General features: G+C 64.1%; 16 protein-coding genes. 3 read left to right on the plus strand and 13 right to left on the minus strand.

From position 1 onward, the window contains the following. Positions 1-82: 82 nt before the first annotated feature. The 9 genes from HNR05_RS08635 to HNR05_RS08675 all read right to left on the minus strand — a co-directional run bounded on the left by HNR05_RS08635 (position 83) and on the right by HNR05_RS08675 (position 10,462). A complete protein-coding gene (locus HNR05_RS08635) occupies positions 83-2,362 on the minus strand; it encodes a polyribonucleotide nucleotidyltransferase (protein WP_179578642.1) in 2,280 nt (759 codons plus the stop codon). A 280-nt stretch (positions 2,363-2,642) separates the two neighbouring features. After that, a complete protein-coding gene (locus HNR05_RS08640; protein ID WP_343062523.1) occupies positions 2,643-4,493 on the minus strand; it encodes a glycoside hydrolase family 2 protein in 1,851 nt (616 codons plus the stop codon). Then, positions 4,490-5,800: an MFS transporter gene (locus tag HNR05_RS08645; RefSeq protein ID WP_179578643.1), complete on the minus strand. Its 1,311-nt coding sequence runs from the start codon at positions 5,798-5,800 to the stop codon at positions 4,490-4,492. The genes HNR05_RS08640 and HNR05_RS08645 overlap by 4 nt, the downstream gene beginning before the upstream one ends. Positions 5,801-5,907: 107 nt before the next feature. Next, on the minus strand, positions 5,908-6,534 hold the full coding sequence (locus HNR05_RS08650; protein ID WP_179578644.1) for an FMN reductase: 627 nt from the start codon (positions 6,532-6,534) through the stop codon (positions 5,908-5,910). Beyond that, entirely contained in the window at positions 6,531-7,697 is a 1,167-nt protein-coding gene (locus tag HNR05_RS08655) for an LLM class flavin-dependent oxidoreductase (RefSeq protein ID WP_179578645.1), read from the minus strand. Before HNR05_RS08655 ends, HNR05_RS08650 begins: the two co-directional genes overlap by 4 nt. Positions 7,698-7,761: 64 nt before the next feature. Next, entirely contained in the window at positions 7,762-8,226 is a 465-nt protein-coding gene (locus HNR05_RS08660; RefSeq protein ID WP_179578646.1) for a VanZ family protein, read from the minus strand. Positions 8,227-8,252: 26 nt separating this feature from the next. After that, the gene (locus HNR05_RS08665; protein WP_179578647.1) at positions 8,253-9,302 is read right to left on the minus strand and encodes an LLM class flavin-dependent oxidoreductase; all 1,050 of its coding nucleotides are present in this window, start codon (positions 9,300-9,302) and stop codon (positions 8,253-8,255) included. Between the two features lie 114 nt (positions 9,303-9,416). Then, entirely contained in the window at positions 9,417-9,686 is a 270-nt protein-coding gene (gene rpsO, locus HNR05_RS08670; RefSeq protein WP_179578648.1) for a 30S ribosomal protein S15, read from the minus strand. Positions 9,687-9,829: 143 nt separating this feature from the next. Then, a complete protein-coding gene (locus tag HNR05_RS08675; protein WP_179578649.1) occupies positions 9,830-10,462 on the minus strand; it encodes a hypothetical protein in 633 nt (210 codons plus the stop codon). A gap of 355 nt (positions 10,463-10,817) precedes the next feature. On the opposite strand from HNR05_RS08675, the gene HNR05_RS08680 reads away from it, so the two are divergent. The 3 genes from HNR05_RS08680 to HNR05_RS08685 are packed head-to-tail and all read left to right on the plus strand — an operon-like array spanning position 10,818 to position 13,712. After that, positions 10,818-11,276 (plus strand): hypothetical protein, encoded by a 459-nt coding sequence (locus HNR05_RS08680; RefSeq protein WP_179578650.1) that lies wholly within the window; start codon positions 10,818-10,820, stop codon positions 11,274-11,276. Between the two features lie 4 nt (positions 11,277-11,280). After that, complete coding sequence (locus HNR05_RS17570; RefSeq protein ID WP_343062524.1) at positions 11,281-12,306, plus strand: phosphotransferase; 1,026 nt, start codon at positions 11,281-11,283, stop codon at positions 12,304-12,306. Continuing rightward, a complete protein-coding gene (locus HNR05_RS08685; RefSeq protein WP_343062525.1) occupies positions 12,306-13,712 on the plus strand; it encodes an aspartate aminotransferase family protein in 1,407 nt (468 codons plus the stop codon). The genes HNR05_RS17570 and HNR05_RS08685 overlap by 1 nt, the downstream gene beginning before the upstream one ends. Here the strand turns inward: HNR05_RS08685 and dhaK are convergent. The 4 genes from dhaK to HNR05_RS08705 form a co-directional block, all read right to left on the minus strand. Next, on the minus strand, positions 13,709-14,704 hold the full coding sequence (gene dhaK / locus HNR05_RS08690; RefSeq protein WP_179578652.1) for a dihydroxyacetone kinase subunit DhaK: 996 nt from the start codon (positions 14,702-14,704) through the stop codon (positions 13,709-13,711). The two genes, HNR05_RS08685 and dhaK, sit on opposite strands and share 4 nt — an antisense overlap. Positions 14,705-14,782: 78 nt before the next feature. Further along, positions 14,783-15,436 (minus strand): dihydroxyacetone kinase subunit DhaL, encoded by a 654-nt coding sequence (gene dhaL / locus HNR05_RS08695; RefSeq protein WP_179578653.1) that lies wholly within the window; start codon positions 15,434-15,436, stop codon positions 14,783-14,785. Next, on the minus strand, positions 15,429-16,220 hold the full coding sequence (locus tag HNR05_RS08700; protein WP_179578654.1) for an HAD-IA family hydrolase: 792 nt from the start codon (positions 16,218-16,220) through the stop codon (positions 15,429-15,431). Before HNR05_RS08700 ends, dhaL begins: the two co-directional genes overlap by 8 nt. 4 nt (positions 16,221-16,224) lie before the next feature. Further along, entirely contained in the window at positions 16,225-17,082 is an 858-nt protein-coding gene (locus tag HNR05_RS08705; RefSeq protein ID WP_179578655.1) for a ketose-bisphosphate aldolase, read from the minus strand. Positions 17,083-17,137: the final 55 nt, after the last annotated feature.

Here is a 17,137-nt window from a genome sequence, read left to right on the forward strand (position 1 = left end):
CAAGGGCCCGCCTGCCGAAGCAGAGCGGGCCCTTGCGTCTCACCGGCAGCCTGGCGAGAGGCGAACCGGGAGATCTTTCTGACTAGCCTTCGGCCGGAGCCTCAGCGTGCTCGGTGGTGGCGCCACGGCCTTCCGTGTCAGCACCTTCCTCGAGCACCGGGGCGAGCGAGAGCTTGCCACGGTCATCAATCTTGGTGATCTCAACGAGAACCTTCTGGCCGATGCCGAGCACGTCTTCGACGTTCTCAACACGCTTGCCACCGGCAAGCTTGCGCACCTCAGAGATGTGCAGCAGGCCGTCCTTGCCCGGGAGCAGCGAGACGAAGGCGCCGAATGCGGCGATCTTCACGACAGTTCCGAGGAACTGCTCGCCAACCTCGGGGTTGGTCGGGTTCGCGATGGCGTTGACCTGCGCACGCGCAGCCTCAGCCGACGGTCCGTCGACGGCGCCGATGTACACGGTGCCGTCTTCTTCGATCGAGATGTCGGCGCCGGTCTCGTCCTGAATGGCGTTGATCGTCTTGCCCTTCGGGCCGATCAGCTCGCCAATCTTGTCGACGGGGATCTGCACGCTGATCACGCGGGGCGCGGTCGGTGCCATCTCGTCGGGCTGGTCGATTGCAGCGTTCAGCACGGCGAGGATCGTCGTGCGGGCATCCTTCGCCTGGTTCAGCGCGCCGGCCAGGACCGAGGCAGGAATGCCGTCGAGCTTGGTGTCGAGCTGAATCGCGGTGACGAATTCGGCCGTACCGGCAACCTTGAAGTCCATGTCGCCGAGTGCGTCTTCGGCGCCGAGGATGTCGGTCAGAGCCGCGTAGCGGGTCTTGCCGTCAACGGTGTCGGAGATCAGGCCCATCGCGATACCGGCGACGGGTGCCTTCAGCGGCACACCGGCGTTCAGCAACGCGAGGGTCGATGCGCAGACGGAACCCATCGAGGTCGAGCCGTTGGAGCTGAGAGCCTCAGACACCTGACGGATCGCGTAGGGGAACTCCTCGCGCGTCGGCAGCACGGGAACCAAGGCACGCTCAGCGAGCGCTCCGTGGCCGATCTCGCGGCGCTTCGGCGTTCCGACACGGCCGGTTTCACCGGTCGAGTAGGGCGGGAAGTTGTAGTTGTGCATGTAACGCTTCTTGGTGACCGGGTTCAGCGAATCGATCGTCTGCTCAAGCTTGAGCATGTTCAGCGTGGTGACACCCAGGATCTGGGTTTCGCCGCGCTGGAAGATCGCCGAGCCGTGCACGCGCGGGATGACCGCAACTTCGGCGTCGAGCGGGCGGATGTCGGCCAGGCCGCGTCCGTCCATACGAATGCCTTCGTTCAGCACGCGGGTGCGCACAACCTTCTTGGTGACCGACTTGTACGCGGCACCGACCTGGTTGAGAGCGGAGGCGGGAAGCGTTCCGGCCTCGACCTGAGCCGCGATGGCATCCTTGACGCGAGCCTTGAGTGCGTCGTCAGCATCCTGACGCTCGACCTTGGCGGCGATCTGGTAGATACCCTTGAGCTCGTCCTCGGCCAGAGCTGCGACGGCGTCGTAGGTCTCCTGCTCGTAGGGCGGGAACAGCTTGAACTCGGCGGTCGGCTTGGCTGCGGAGGCCGCAACCTTCTGCTGAGCCTCGATGAGCTGCTTGATGAAGGGCTTCGACGCTTCGATGCCCTGCGCGATGACTTCTTCGTTCGGCTTGACGGCGCCGGCCTTGATCAGGTTCCAGGCGTTGTCGGTCGCTTCGGCTTCGATCATCATGATCGCGACGTCGTTGCCGTCATCGATCAGGCGACCGGCAACGACCATGCTGAACACGGCGTCGGCGAGCTGCGAGTGCTTCGGGAAGGCAACCCACTGGCCGGAACCCTTCTCATCGGGCATGAGGGCGACGCGAACGCCACCGATCGGTCCCGAGAAGGGCAGGCCAGCGAGCTGCGTCGACATGGATGCGGCGTTGATGGCCAGAACGTCGTAGAGCTCGTCGGGCGCGATCGCCAGAACGGTGACGACAACCTGGATCTCGTTGCGGAGACCGTCGACGAACGACGGGCGCAGCGGCCGGTCGATCAGGCGGCAGGTGAGGATGGCTTCGGTCGAGGGACGACCCTCGCGACGGAAGAAGCTGCCCGGGATGCGACCGGCGGCGTACATACGCTCTTCAACGTCGATGGTGAGCGGGAAGAAGTCGAAGTTGTCTTTCGGCTGCTTGCTCGCGCTGGTGGCGGAGAGAAGCATTGTCTCTTCGTCGATGTAAGCGGCGGCAGAACCCTGCGCCTGCTGGGCGAGACGCCCAGTTTCGAAACGGATGGTGCGCTTGCCGTACGTGCCGTTGTCAATAACGGTTTCGGCGAACGTGATTTCTGGACCTTCCAAGAGGTCTATCTCCTTTGTTTAGACTCGTTTGCCCGTATGGCGCGCGAGTGGAACAGAGAAGCAGGGAACAGGCAGAATCTCAGCCGAGACGATCTTTCATTGCCGCGCTAGTGCTGGCCACCAGTAGAAATTCACCATCGGGCCACCGGGCCTGTTGGGAAACCACCACCGAGGACCAGCGTCCTGCCAGCCTGCTCCATATTGTGCTTCAGTTCAGTCAACCCTCAGATCGACCGTGACCAGTCTAACAGAGGGCCCGTGTAAAACCCGGGAGCAGGCGTCACCGGGGGTAGCTGAGCCGCCGATTCACAGCCAGCACCGCGTCCTGCGGCAGCTTCACCACACGCCGGTCGTAGCTGAGCATCCCGTTCGTCTCGTCTTCAACATCGGAGAGTTGCGTGTAGACCGTGGCCGCAAGCCCGCGGGCGATGGCCGGGATGATCTCTGCCTCGTGAAGCCGGGTGAACGCCCTGGCCAGGGCAGCCGTTGTCGAAAACCGTTTGTAGCCGAACTCGCGTCTGCTCACGCTGTGCGCGGGCAAACGATGGCTGTAGCCGCCGTACTCCGAGAGCACCAGGGCCCGGTGAGCAGTCTTCTCGCGCAGCTTCGGCACGGTGAATTTGCGAAAGTAGACGTGCAGACTTGTCAGGTCTCCCCCGCCCTGATCGTGCCACCCGCTTGCGTGGTCGATCGTGCGGGTGGGGTCGAGTTCGCGCAGCACCCGGGTGGCCTCGAGGGCGTCGAATTGCCCCCAGCCCTCGTTGAACGGAACCCAGACGGCGATACTCGCCACGTTGCGCAACAGTGTGACTGTTTCGGCGAGCTCGCCCATCGCGTGGGCACGGGCGATGGTGTCGGTGCGGGCGAACGCCCGATAGCGCTGGTCGTTCCGGTGCTGCTTCGTGAGCACCGGCGCCGTGACGACCATCGGCCGGTAGCTGCCGCCCCCGTTGACCAGGTCTTGCCAGACCAGAATGCCGAGCCTGTCGCAGTGGTAATACCAGCGCAACGGTTCGATCTTGATGTGTTTGCGCAGCATCGTGAAACCAAGGTCTTTCATGGTCTGGATGTCGTGCACCATCGCCGCATCGGACGGCGCCGTGTACAGGCCGTCCGACCAATAGCCCTGATCGAGTACGCCGGCATGAAAGTAGGGTTCGCCGTTCAACAGCAGGCGGGGAATTCCTCCGGCATCCGGCCCCATGCCGAACGATCGCAACCCGACATAGCTGTCGACTCGGTCGTCGCCGAGAGTGACAGTGATGTCATAAAGAAAGGGCGACTCCGGGCTCCACAGCCGCGGTTCCGGCACGGGGATGCGCACCGGCACATCGGCCACGGCGTCGACCACGGCGACCAGCTCACCCTCCGCACGCACCTCGATGCGGCACGGCATCGCGGCCATCACGCTGACCGGCCCGGCGACGATCGAGTGCACTGTGACGTCGATGTGCGAGTCTTCGACGTTCGGCACCACACTCAGTCTGTCGATGCGCACGGCGGGGGTGCGTTCGAGCCACACGGTCTGCCAGATTCCCGATTGGGCGGTATACCAGATTCCGCCGCGCGCCAGCTTCTGCTTGCCGCGCGAGAGTTCGTTGGTGTCACTGGGGTCACGCACGACGAGGCGCAGGTCGGCACTGGCCGAATGAGCACCGGCCGAATGAGCACTGGCTGAATGAGCACTGGCTGGCTGTCCTCCGCTGGCGAGGGCATCCGTCACGTCAAACGAGAACGGCAGATAGCCTCCGGTGTGTTCGCCAAGCAGAATGCCGTTCAGCCAGACCTCAGCGTGCTGGTCGACAGCCCCGAAGTGCACAAGCACACGTTCGTCGGCGGTCGGCGTTACCGCCCCGGCGAGGGTGAACTGCCGGCGGTAGTGCAGATAGTCGGCGGGTTGCACCTGGCGCTGCACGCCCGAGAGCAGCGCTTCCGGAGAGAAGGGAACGACAATGTCGCCGTCGAAAACGTGCGGAGCGGCAGCCGTCTGAGTGATCGCGTACTGCCAGCGACCGTTCAGATTCTGGAAGCTGTCGCGCACCAGCTGCGGCCTCGGGTATTCGGGAAGGGGATTGTCGACATCGAGGGCTTCACCCCACGGCGTGAGAAGCGGGGTCAGAGCTGATTTCACTGCGCGGCCTTCCGCAGGAACCACACCGGAATCAGCACGACCAACACCATGAAGGCCGCGGCCAGGAAGATTCCGGGGGTCGGCACCTGCTTCATGACGCCGAGGTCTTCGTAGTACTCGTTGGCGCTGCGGATGACGGCGGCACCGATGAAGGGTCCGGTAAGCATGGGCAGCAGCACGGCGAAGAGCATGCGGATGCCTTGTACTGCTCCCGCTCGGTCGAGCGGAGTGTAGTCACGCACCGCAGCACCGATGGCCGCCACAGAGAGCATAAAACCTGCCATCATCACGATCCCGGCGACGATGACGAAGGTCGTGTCGCGCGCATAGAACATGAGCACGAGGCCGATCGCATAGAGCACGACGGCCGGGCCCAGAAACGCGAGCTTGCCGACCCGGTCGATGACACGCCCACCGAGCACACTCAGTGCTGCAGCGCCGAGCAAAACGATGCCGAGCACACGTGCGTATTCCTCGATCTTGAGGTAGCGCTGAATGTAGATGAGCAGGTAGGGCAGGAAGATCTGGCTGGCGATACCCAGCACGAGAACCACGAGAAAGGCGAGATATAGCCGGGGGTTGGCGCGCACGACGCCCGGGCGCAATCCGTAGACGATCGAGCGGAAGACTCCGTCATTGTGCAGACGGATGCCCGCCACGTCGCGCACCAGGAACCACGCGAGGATGCCGACGGCGATGATGGCCGTTCCGACGATGACGAAGAACGTCGGCCAGTCCCCGCGTGACGCGAAGCCGTCGACAGTGCCGAACACGATCAGAATCGACAGCAGCGGAAGTGCGGCGAGGACCGCCTCGACACGTCCTCGATTCGCGGCGCTTGTGACATCCGTCACCCAGGCCATGAATGCCGCATCGTTGGCACTCGAACCGAAGAAGCTCATCACACAGTCGAGCAGAATCACCGCGATGCCGGTGAGCACGATGGCGTCGGCAATCGGCGCGAACTGTTCGAAGCCCTCGACCGAGATCAGCCCGAAGGCCATCGTCGAGAGCCCCCAGAGTAAGTAGCCTCCCGCAATGAAGACTCGGCGGCGGCCAAGCCGGTCGCTGATCGCGCCGAATAGCAGTGTGGCCAGCGTGGCGGTGAGGGCGCTGGCCGCGACCATCGCGGCAATGACGGTGGGGTTGTCAGAAATCGTGTCGTAGACGAACACGTTCAGATACATGTTCTCGACGGTCCAGGCCAGTTGGCCCATCAGCCCGACCGAGACGAGTGCAACCCAGATCCGCGCACCCAACGCGGTCGAGGCGTGTGCGCGCACGGCCCCGGTCGATACCGCTGTCATCACCGTTGGGTCTCCCGGGGTGCCTGCCGTCGTTGGCCTACCGCGCGAACGAGAACCGCGTCGCACCGCCACACTCTATCGGTGACGGTGCGACGCCGTAAAGCCTCCTAGGTTGCAGCAAAACTCCCGGCGGGACTGAAAGAGGCGTCGAGCACGAACGGGTCAGGCACGAGGTGCGAGCGATCGCTGTGCACCATCAGCGCGGACAGTTCCCCTGCAGCACGGTGGATACGCTCCGGCAGCGTCTTCAGGGAGGCGCCGCCGCTGCCCCAATCTTCCGAGGCCGCGAACACCGCAGTGGGGACTACGACTGCGTGCAGGTAGGTGAACATCGGGCGGAGGGCGTAGTCGAGCGCAAGCGAATGACGTGCGGTGCCGGCCGTTGCCCCGATCAGCACGGGCATATCGGTGAGCGAACGATTGTCGATCACGTCAAAGAAAGTCTTGAACAGCCCGCTGTAACTGCTCGTGAAGATGGGCGTGACGGCGATCAGCCCGTCGGCCCCGGTGACGGATTCAATCACGGTGTCAAGTTTCGGACTCGGGAAACCGGTGAGCATGTTGTTCATGATGTCGGTGGCGATATCGCGCAGTTCAACGCTGAGCACCTCGGTTTCAATTCCGCGTTCGGCCAGGGTGGCCACGGTGGCTGCGGCCAGCTTGTCGGCCAGCATGCGGGTCGACGACGGCTGACTGAGCCCGGCAGAAATCACAGCGAGAGTGCGCGTCGTCATGATGAGGCCGCCCCGGATGCATCAGCGTGGGGAAGCCCGAACGCTTCGCCGCGCACAGTGGCTGCCTGGGCGAACTCCGCAGCCGCAGCCTCGTCGGCCGCCGCCGTGAGCGAGGCGTGGGTGGGGGCATCCGGGACATGGGCCGGACGATTCGTAGCGAACTCCGCGCGCAGGACGGGAATAACCTGCTCGCCAAGGATATCGAGCTGCTCAAGCACGGTTTTCAGCGGCAAACCGGCGTGGTCCATCAGGAACAACTGGCGCTGGTAGTCGCCGTAATACTCGCGCATGGTCGAGTAGCGGTCGATCACTTCCTGCGGGCTGCCGACAGTGAGCGGGGTCTGCTCGGTGAACTCCTCGAGGCTCGGTCCGTGGCCGTAGACGGGGGCACTGTTGAAATACGGGCGGAACGCGGTGACCGCATCCTGTGAGTTCTTGGCCATGAAAACCTGCCCGCCGAGGCCGACGATGGCCTGATCAGCCGAGCCGTGCCCGTAGTGCTCGAAGCGCTGCCGATAGTAACTGATGAGCTTCATGTAGTGCTCTTTGGGCCAGAAGATGTTGTTCGCGAAGAAGCCGTCGCCATAGTAGGCGGCCTGCTCGGCTATTTCAGGGCTGCGGATGCTGCCGTGCCAAACGAAGGGTGGCACACCGTCAAGCGGGCGCGGCGTCGACTGGAAGCCCTGGAGGGGCGTGCGGAACTGGCCTTCCCAGTCGACGACGTCTTCACGCCAGAGCTTGCGCAGCAGCGCGTAGTTTTCGATCGCCAACGGGATGCCCTGACGAATGTCCTTACCGAACCACGGGTAGACCGGGCCAGTGTTACCTCGTCCGAGCGTCAAGTCGACGCGACCGTCGGAGAGGTGCTGCAGCATGGCATAGTCTTCGGCGATCTTCACCGGATCGTTGGTGGTGATCAGCGTTGTGGCGGTCGAGAGGATGATCCTCTCGGTCTTGGCGGCGATGTAGCCCAGCATGGTGGTCGGACTGGACGGCACGAACGGCGGGTTGTGGTGTTCGCCAGTGGCGAAGACGTCCATCCCCACTTCTTCGACCTTCTGCGCGATTGCGAGCATGGCCTTGATGCGCTCGTTCTCGGTCGGTGTCTGACCGGTTGTGGGGTCGGTGGTGATATCTCCGACGGAGAAGATTCCGAATTGCATGTTCAACCTCTCGAACTTCAATGCGTTTGCATGTATATCGGATTCAACGGCGGATACCCGATTCCTATTCCCGCTTCCGCATCACACCACTGTGAGCGTGCATATGCTGCGTGATCAGCCAGGCGATACCGACGCCCAGCGCCGTACCGAGTGTGTTGGCAATGATGTCACGCAGATCACTCACGCGCGTGGGTAGAAAGAGCTGGCTGAATTCAATCATGCAACTCACCGCAAAACCGAACAGGATCGCGGCCCACCAGCGGCGTGCTCCCGACAGCAGCGCGATGAGTAGCCCGAGCGGCGCGAACATCGCGATGTTTGCGAGAAACTCAACCAGGCTGTAGCTGATCCATGCGGTGAACGGCGTGTTGGAGATGTGATCGATCAGCAGCCGCAGCCCGGAGGTCGAATCAGGGTCGAGCGGTTGCGGGCCGAGTGTGATGACGCCAATGACTGCGAGGTACGCGAGCGTGAGGGTGAGGAGAAGCGGGTGGCGGCGCACCACCCCATTTTGCCCCACCAGTTCCATCTGGCTAGCCCAGAAGCTCCAGCTTGCTAGCCCAGCAGTTCGGCCGCCAGCAACTCGAGCGCACGCATCCGTGCGGGTGAGGCGTCGCGCGGAGCACCGGCATACGCGGAACCGACAGGCTGCACCATGACCTCGTCGACACCGAACTCGACGGCCAGCGCCCGAATACGCGCGGCGGCCGCGCGCGGCTCGTCGACAATCCAGGATGCACTCATCCGCTCGATCATTTCCTGTTGCATCGGGGTCACCTCGGCCAGTTGCGCCTCTTCGACCGTGGCCAAGGGGCCGAGCGGCTGGCCGCTGCGCAGCTTCGCCATCTGCTGCATCTGTGGCAGCGCGAGCGCACGCGCTTCTTCCGCGGTGTCGGCGACCGACAGGTTGAGGGTGAGAAACGTGCGCGGCGCCTTCTCGGTCTCGCTCGGCGTGAATTCCTTGCGGTAGATGTTCAGCGCCTCGACCGTGCTCTCGCCCGAGAAGTGGTTGGCAAACACGTAGGGCAGGCCGTGTGCGGCAGCCAGGTGGGCCGAGTACTCACTCGAGCCGAGCAGCCAGACCGTGGGAACGCTGCTGGCGGCCGGAGTCGCTCGCAGGTCGTAGTTCTGTCCGCTGGTCAGGGCCAGACTCGCCCCATCCGGGTGCAGCAGTGCCAGAATGTCGCCGATGTTGCGCGGGAACGCATCCACCTCGCTCACCGCCCCGCTCGAGCGCAGCAGCGCTGAAATCACCGGGTCGCTGCCCGGAGCACGGCCGAGGCCGAGATCGATGCGGCCGGGGAATGCGGCCTCGAGCAGGCCGAACTGCTCGGCGATCACCAACGGAGCGTGGTTCGGCAGCATGACTCCCCCGGAGCCGACCCTGATGCGCTGCGTGTTAGCGGCGATGATGCCGATGAGCACGGGAGGGTTCGTTGAGGCGACCGCCTGCATGTTGTGATGCTCGGCCACCCAGTAGCGCTCGAAGCCGAGTACGTCGGCCTGCCGCGCGAGTGCGATTGTGGCGGTGAGAGCCTGAGCCGTCGTCTGGCCACGGCGAACGGGAATGAGATCGAGTACCGAAAGGCGGAGCGTTGTAGTCATCTCTGAGGCGAACCCGCCGAGCGCCCGTCTTATTCCGGACATCACAAAACGGACCGCCACCCGAAGGTGACGGCCCGTCTCGAAGAAGATCGCGTTGTCTTCGAAGACTGCGTATTAGCGACGCAGACCGAGGCGCTCGATCAGCGAGCGGTAGCGGTTGATGTCCACATCCGACAGGTAGCCGAGCAGACGGCGACGCTGACCCACCAGCAGAAGCAGGCCACGACGCGAGTGGTGGTCGTGCTTGTGCTCTTTGAGGTGCTCGGTGAGGTCCTTGATGCGCTGCGTCAGCATCGCGACCTGAACCTCGGGGGATCCGGTGTCACCTGGGTGGGTTGCGTACTCTTCGATGATCGCCTTCTTGGCATTAGCTTCAAGTGCCATAGTTGGTATCCCCTTTTCTCTCATTGCGCGGTGCCCGGGGCAGAATGCCTGGGCTCTCTTTATCCGCGGCCGATTAGACGGCAACCTGAAGAGTTTAGCAGAGATACGGATGTCCAACCCACTCGATCACGCACCGCGGCGATTCATTTTGTGCGTTTGGCTTCGCGGGACAGCTGGGTCAGGTCCCGGCTGAGCTGCCGAAGACGCTTGGCACGGTGCTGCGCGTACTCGGGACCGGTATCAAGCTCAACACCATGGCCATCGCTGGCGAGCGTCGGCCAATCCCGGTCGAGCTTCGCCGAGATAGCGAGGGCGATGTCGGTCCAGGCGGCGTCGCGAGCACTCTCAATGAACCCCGCGATGTAGTCGTCGTCATCGCGCAGTGCTTGCAGCCGACTGGCTACCGTGGAGTGAACATCTTCGCGGCGCTTGAGGTTCGCGGTATCGCCCTCGGTGTAGTCGTGCTGATGTTTGCTGAGCGCGACCCGCCCCTCCGCGGCTTCGCGCTCTTCCCAGGCCAGGCGGGCCGACTCCTCTGATTCCTCGACAATTTCGTCGAGCACGTCGCGAGCCGCGTCGGTATAGTCCGCGGGATCGTAGGCCCGCGAGTTTCTGAGCACTCCGATGATGATCTGGTTCTTCAGTGCCATGCGGGCCGCGAACCGGGCGAGCATTATGCTCTCGGAGACCATGTCTTCGAGGCTGGCCGGCGCAGCCTGGGGCAGCGTCGAGAAATCAAACGGCTTGGAGACCGGCTTCTTTCTCCGAAACCACATGTGCCGCTCGCTCCCCCTCATGCCGGGTCTAACAAGGCCGGGTCATCGATGATCGGGTTCGAGCTTATCGCGGGCCGGTGAACGTCAGGTGCTGGTACCGGCTCTGCCCGGGAAGAGTTCATCCAATTCAAGCAGCTGTTCAGCGTGCCGCTGGTCGACTCAATTTCATACTCAGAGCGGCGAAAAACTCCTGGAGTTCCCTGAACGGGAGTGGCACTGTGATGGTTTGAACTTCGCGCGCACTGATGTTCGCCATGCCGACGATGCGCGCGTGACCAGGTTCACCGCGCATACCAGAGGCCGATGCGTATTCGGCGCCCTTGCGCCTCGCAACGCGCAGGAGTAACCCAGCGATATGACCGCTCTGTCGTTGCGCCGCTTCGCGATCGTTTTGCTCTGGATCTACGTCGTGCAGTTCATCGCGGGCATGACCCTGAACCTTTTTGTGGCCCTGCCCGCCTCGCATTCCGGCACGACCGGAAACGAGTACTTCAGCCGATCCTTGGCCAGTCTGATCTGGGCTCTCACCGGTCTCGGCGGGCCCGTGCTCTTTCTTCACGCACTGATCGGGGTCGGGCTTGTGCTCGGCTCACTCGTGCTGTTCATTTTCAGTTGTCGCATAGAGCGGGCACGGTGGCGCTGGGCGAGCGGCATCACGTGCTTCTTCACCATCGGGGGCCTCTTCAACGGCCTGAGTTTTCTGGACTATACCGAAGACGTCAGCTCGGCCATCATGGCCGCATGCTGGCTGGTCGCAATCGGTGCACTGGTTTTCGTTCTTGTGGCGCCACCCGCCCTCTCAGTGGTTGACTGACCCGGTGATCAGCACACTGGGTTCACCGTTCACACGGCTCACACCGGATGCCGCCGGCCAGCTTCTCGAGGCACACTGGGGCATCCGCGCCACCGACCTCACCCGTCTCGATACCGAGAATGACGATACCTATCGGGTGCTCACGCGGGACTCAGACCGGTTCGTCCTCAAAATCGCCCGCCCCGACGACGACGCGGCACAGATCGAGTTGCAGTGCGCGGCACTCGCCCACGCCGGTCGACGCGACCCGTCGCTCCCGCTCCAGCGCGGCATCCGAAGCACCTCGGGCGAGCTCCTCCCCCGTCTCGCGCTGCCGAACGGTGAGGTGCGCATCGCGCGCGTGCTCAGCTATCTGCCGGGCGCGCTGTTGCAGAGCACGCCATGCACCCTGGAGCAGCTTCACGCCGTCGGGCTGTCACTGGCCCGCCTCGCGCGCGCCCTCGAAGACTTCGACCACCCCGCAGCGCACCGCGAGTTCCCCTGGGATCTGCACCGTCTCGCCGCCCTCGTCCCGAAACTCGACTGCGTCGAAGACCCGGGGATTCGCGCCGAGCTCAGCATCGTGCTGCAGCAGCTACTCACCCTGACGCTGCCGCTTCTGAAGTCTCTTCCGCGCCAGGTCGTTCACAACGATTTTCACGGCGGCAACGTGATCGTCGACCGAGCCGCACCCGCATTCGTCACCGGCATTCTCGACTTTGGCGACACGGTGTCGAGCTCTCGGGCTGCCAATCTTGCCGTGGCTATGTCGTACGCGGCCGGCTACCTCTCCGGCGAGCGCGAGGCCGACCCATGGACGGCAGCAAACGCGCTGCGCGACGGCTACCTCGAGGTCGACCCGCTCACCGAACTCGAGCTCGAGCTGCTGCATCCGCTCGCCGTCGGCCGGCTGCTTCAACGCTTCGTACTCGGCAGTTGGCTGGCCGCGTCAGACCCCACAAATGCGCCCTACACGGCCCGCGCCCTCGATGCCACCCTGCATCAGTTCCGGCGTGTGAGCCACACGATCTATCCGGAAGGACGTCTCTAGTGGTCGGCCCGAGCAGTTACTTCACCCCCAGCCGCATAGACGAGCTTGCTGCCGAACAGCGCGAGCTTGTCGGTCGGCGCGAGCGACTGCTCGGCAACGCCTATCGCCTGTTCTACGATCAGCCGGTCGAGATCGTGCGCGGCTCCGGCACGCTGCTCTATGACGCTGACGGCACCGAATACCTCGATGTCTACAACAACGTTCCCTCGGTCGGTCACTCGCACCCGCGCGTCGTGGAGGCAATCGCCCGGCAGGCTGCACAACTCAATACGCATACGCGCTATCTCAACCGCGGCATCGTCGACTATTCATCCGACCTGCTCGCTACTCTGCCCGACGGCCTCGACAACGCCATGTTCACCTGCACCGGGTCCGAGGCGAACGACCTTGCCCTGCGCCTCGCGAAGGCCGTCACCGGGCATGCAGGCGTCATCGTCACCCGCAACGCCTATCACGGCGTCACCACCGAAATCGCGGCAATCTCCCCCTCACTCGGCGGCCTCGACACCGTCGCGCCCTGGGTGCGCGTCGTCGAGGCACCGGTGGGCGACGGACTCACATTCGTGCGTCAGGTTGCCGCCGCAATCAACGAGCTGCGCGACAGCCCACACGGACTCGCGGCAGTGATCGTCGACACAATCTTCGCCAGCGACGGTGTGCGGCCCGCACCGACAGCGCCGGGCTCCCCCGGCTTTCTCGCCCCGGTCGTCGCCGCAGCGCATGCCGCGGGCGGCCTCGTCATCGCCGACGAGGTGCAGGCCGGGTTCGGTCGTTTGGGCAGTTGGTCGGATGCTCCACACAGGTTCGCCGAGCCGGCATCCGGCCTCTGGGGGTTCAGTCGGCACGGCATCGTGCCCGACATCGTCACACTCGGAAAACCGATGGGCAATGGCATGCCGATTGCGGCGATGCTCGCCCGGCGTGACCTCGTCGACGAGTTCGGTTCCCGCATGCGCTACTTCAACACGTTCGGCGGCAACCCGGTGTCAATCGCCGCGGCGCAGGCCACGCTGAACATTCTGCGCGACGAACAGCTGCCCCTGAACGCGCGCCGGGTGGGCGACTCTCTTCGCGCACAGCTGCGGGACCTCGCGCACACCACCCCGGAACTCGGTGAGATCCGCGGGGCCGGCCTGTTCATCGGCATCGACATCATCGATGCTGACGGCCGCCCTGATGAAGCTCGCACGATCGCTCTGCTCAACGAGCTACGCCGCCGACACGTGTTGATCGGCGCATCCGGTCTCGCCAACAGCACCCTCAAGGTGCGCCCCCCGCTGCTGTTCAGCCCCGCAGACGCCGACAGGTTCCTCACCGAGTTGGCCGGCGCCGTGCAGGCGGTGCGGGGCTCATCCACGTCGGCATCGGGGACGACACCGCGCGGCCGAGCGAGCGAACAGATCTAAAAGATCCGAAGAGGAATTTCTGCCGGAGCGGCGAGCAACTCTTCGATTTCGTCGTCGAGCCGCACGAGCGTCAGCGACGCCCCGGCCATGTCGAGCGAGGTGCAATACTCGCCCACATAGGCGCGACCCACGGTGATCCCCTTCTCCGTCAGCCGGTCATGGGCGCGACCGAACAGAATGTAGAGCTCACTGATCGGGGTGCCACCCAGGCCATTGATCATGAGAGCGACACGGTCGCCCGATTGGTAGGGCAGGTCGTTCACGACTGCCTCAAGCAGCTCGTCGACGATCTCATTCGCACTCGCCAGCGTGGCCCGCCGCCGCCCTGGCTCGCCATGGATGCCGACTCCCATCTCCATCTCGTCCTCGCCGAGCTCGAACAGGGGCGAACCCTTTGCGGGCGGCGTGCATGAGGTCAAGGCCATGCCCATGGTGCGCGTGACGCTGTTGACCTTCTCGCCGATCCGCACAACCTCGTCCAGGTCGGCGCCCGACTCGGCCGCAGCCCCGACGGCCTTTATCACGAAGAAGTTGCCGGCCACCCCACGTCGACCCACGGTGTAGGTCGAGTCTTGCACCGACACGTCATCGTCAATGAACAGGGTTTTTACTGTGATTCCGTCGGCCGCGCTCATCTCCTGCGACATCTCGAAGGCCATTTTGTCGCCGGTGTAGTTGTTCACCAACAGCAGTACGCCCTTCGGCGATGCCACGAGCTTGGTCGTCTCATAGACGTAGTCCATCGGCGGGGCGGCAAAGATATCTCCGGGACAGGCTGCGTCAAGCATCCCTTTGCCCACTAACATCACGTGTGCCGGCTCATGCCCCGAGCCCGAACCCTGCACGATCGACACCTTGTCTGACCGGGGAATGTCGGTTCTCATGATCAGGTTGTATTCGGGCACGTAGGTCACCGTGTCAGGGTTTGCCAGCGCGATGCCACGCAACATCTCGGGAACGTAGTGCTTCGGGTCGTTGACGAATTTCTTCATTTCGGGATGCTCCATTGCGGTGTCGGGTGTGCGGTGTTTGGCGTGCATTCGGATGCTCCGGGCCCGCGGGCCGGGGACCTACTGATTCGGCGTCTCGCCTGTCGCCCATTCGTCGTTCAGCCGTTCGAGAATGACCGCGATCGCGACGGCACCCGGATCGGGAGATCCGATGCTGCGTTCGCCGGTGTAGCTGGCCCGCCCGCGCTTGGCGATCATCCCCGTCGTTGCATCGGCGCTACGGCGCGCGACGAGCGCGACCCGCGACAGCAACGTGGCTCGGTCGCTGCCGTCCGCGAGCTCTGCTTCCAACGCATCGGTGGCCGGGATGAGCGCGTCGAGCAGGGTCTTGTCGCCGACGTCCGAGTTGCCGCGCGCCTTGATTCCTTCTGCGGCGGCACGCAACATGGCCACGACGTCGCCGCCGGTCAGCTCGGCCTTGTCGCGGACGGCGCCGGATGCTCGGAGAAATGCCGTTCCCCAGAGGGGCCCTGACGTTCCGCCCACGCGTCCGGCGATGATCATCGCCACTTTCTGGAGGAAGACCGAGGGACCGCTGCGGTCGAGGCCGTCCCATTCGGCCAGCACGATCTCGAACCCCCGAGCGAGGGAATAGCCGAAGTCGCCATCGCCCACGACCGCATCGAGGTCCCCGAAGGCGCGCTCGTTGTCGACGGCCGTCTGCGCGATGATCCGCACGACGAATTCCACGTCGGCCATGCTGGATTCACTCATCGGTCTTCCCGTCGTCCGCGCTGAGGATGGCTGATAAATCGGCCAGTGAGACGGCTTCGCCCGGGTGGAGTTCCAGCGGATCGTGCAGAGCAAACGCCCGCGGCCCGGCCGGGTCGCCGAGCGACGAGACCACGAGGGAGGCCCCAGAAAAGTCGTCGTTGACGGTGTAGCTGCTCACGGTCACGACCGTGCGGAGCCCCGCGGCGAGCGCAGCCCGCAGCCCGTTCTCACTGTCTTCGATGACGAGCGCGTCAGATGCATCGACTCCGAGTTCGCGCAGGGCCAGGAGGTAGATGTCGGGGGCGGGTTTCTTCGCTCGGACCGTATCGCCGGCGAACACCCGAAACCGGCCGGCCAACTCTGCACCGACCGAGTGAGTGAGCACAGCCCGCACGGATTCCTCAGCTGAGGTCGACGCAACGGCGAGGGTCCAACCGGCGGCCGCGGCATCCGTGACGATCCGACGGATCCCGGGCCGGGCAGGCAACACGCCGGCAGCGACCCGTTCGGTGTAGATCGCGGTCTTGCGCTTGTGCCAGGCGGCGACCGCATCTGCCCAGTCGCCGGGGTCGGCCGACAGCCCAATTTCGGAGGCCAACTCTCGAGTGAGCACGCTGTGCATTCGCTCCTTGCCGCCGCCAATCAGGACTTTCCGGGCATAATCGGCATCGCTCCAATGAACGGGCACCCCGAATTCAGCGAAGGCCTGATTGAACGCGGGCAGATGCCCGTCACGCTCGGTGTCCGCCAGGACTCCGTCGCAGTCGAAAATGAGCGCCGGCACCGGTTCAGGCCTTTCCTGCGCTGCCGAACTGCTCGGCGAGATTCCGGGTGAGGGCGACGATGTCGGTGCGCACGTGGCCAAAGAGCGACGGCGGATCCCATTTGTCGCGAGCCTCGGCATCCTTCAAGAAGGCCAGGTTTGACTTCATATAGGCGATCTTCAACGCCGTTGAGATGTTGACCTTGGCACAGCCCCGGGAGATCAGGTCGGCGAACTGCGCGTCGGTGAGCCCACTGCCGCCATGCAGCGCGATCGGGATCGGATGCGCAGTGACGATGTCGGTCACCCGTTGAAAGTCGAGAACAGGTTCGCGCTTGTACACGCCGTGCGCATTGCCGATGGCGGGGGCGAAGACGTCAACCCCGGTCGCTTCGATAAACCGCAACGAGACCTCGAGGCTCTGACGCGCCGCCTCGTCGCTGGAGCCGATGCCGTCTTCGACCCCGGTGATGGCCTCGATCTCACCCTCGACGTGTGCCCCGAAGGTGCGGGCCTGGGCGACGACCTCGATCGTCTGTCGTTGATTCTCTTCGACGGGCAGCAGAGAAGCGTCGAAGAGCACCGAGTTCCAGCCACGTTCGAGGCATTCGGTGATCACGTCGCGGTCGGGGCAGTGATCGAGGTGCAAAGCCACCGGAACATCGATTCCCGCCGTCATCGATTCCCACAGCGCAAAAAGCACCTGAGAGCCGATCGATTTCACCGTTTTCACCGAGGTCTGAACGATGACGGGCGACCGCGCCTCGACCGCCCCGTTCAGCACAGCCTCCATGGTCAGGTCGTTCACGATGTTGATCGCTGGAACTCCATAGCGCTGCGTAAATGCCGCATCGACGATGCTCTTCAGCGTGGAAACAGCCACGTCCGGCCTCCTTGCCCATGTTCTGCACATGGTAGGCCGGAACCCGAGTCCCAAC

The sequence above is a fragment of the Leifsonia psychrotolerans genome, from assembly GCF_013410665.1.
GTDB classification, from domain to species: domain Bacteria; phylum Actinomycetota; class Actinomycetes; order Actinomycetales; family Microbacteriaceae; genus Cryobacterium; species Cryobacterium psychrotolerans_A.

Excerpts from the sequence above, each read along its gene's own strand:
- dhaL (WP_179578653.1), bottom strand. The coding sequence starts at position 15,436 with ATGAGTGAATCCAGCATGGCCGACGTGGAATTCGTCGTGCGGATCATC.
- HNR05_RS08665 (WP_179578647.1), bottom strand. The coding sequence starts at position 9,302 with ATGACTACAACGCTCCGCCTTTCGGTACTCGATCTCATTCCCGTTCGC.
- HNR05_RS08675 (WP_179578649.1), bottom strand. The coding sequence starts at position 10,462 with ATGTGGTTTCGGAGAAAGAAGCCGGTCTCCAAGCCGTTTGATTTCTCG.
- HNR05_RS08645 (WP_179578643.1), bottom strand. The coding sequence starts at position 5,800 with ATGACAGCGGTATCGACCGGGGCCGTGCGCGCACACGCCTCGACCGCG.
- HNR05_RS08680 (WP_179578650.1), top strand. The coding sequence starts at position 10,818 with ATGACCGCTCTGTCGTTGCGCCGCTTCGCGATCGTTTTGCTCTGGATC.
- HNR05_RS08655 (WP_179578645.1), bottom strand. The coding sequence starts at position 7,697 with ATGCAATTCGGAATCTTCTCCGTCGGAGATATCACCACCGACCCCACA.
- HNR05_RS08660 (WP_179578646.1), bottom strand. The coding sequence starts at position 8,226 with ATGGAACTGGTGGGGCAAAATGGGGTGGTGCGCCGCCACCCGCTTCTC.
- rpsO (WP_179578648.1), bottom strand. The coding sequence starts at position 9,686 with ATGGCACTTGAAGCTAATGCCAAGAAGGCGATCATCGAAGAGTACGCA.
- dhaK (WP_179578652.1), bottom strand. The coding sequence starts at position 14,704 with ATGAAGAAATTCGTCAACGACCCGAAGCACTACGTTCCCGAGATGTTG.
- HNR05_RS08650 (WP_179578644.1), bottom strand. The coding sequence starts at position 6,534 with ATGACGACGCGCACTCTCGCTGTGATTTCTGCCGGGCTCAGTCAGCCG.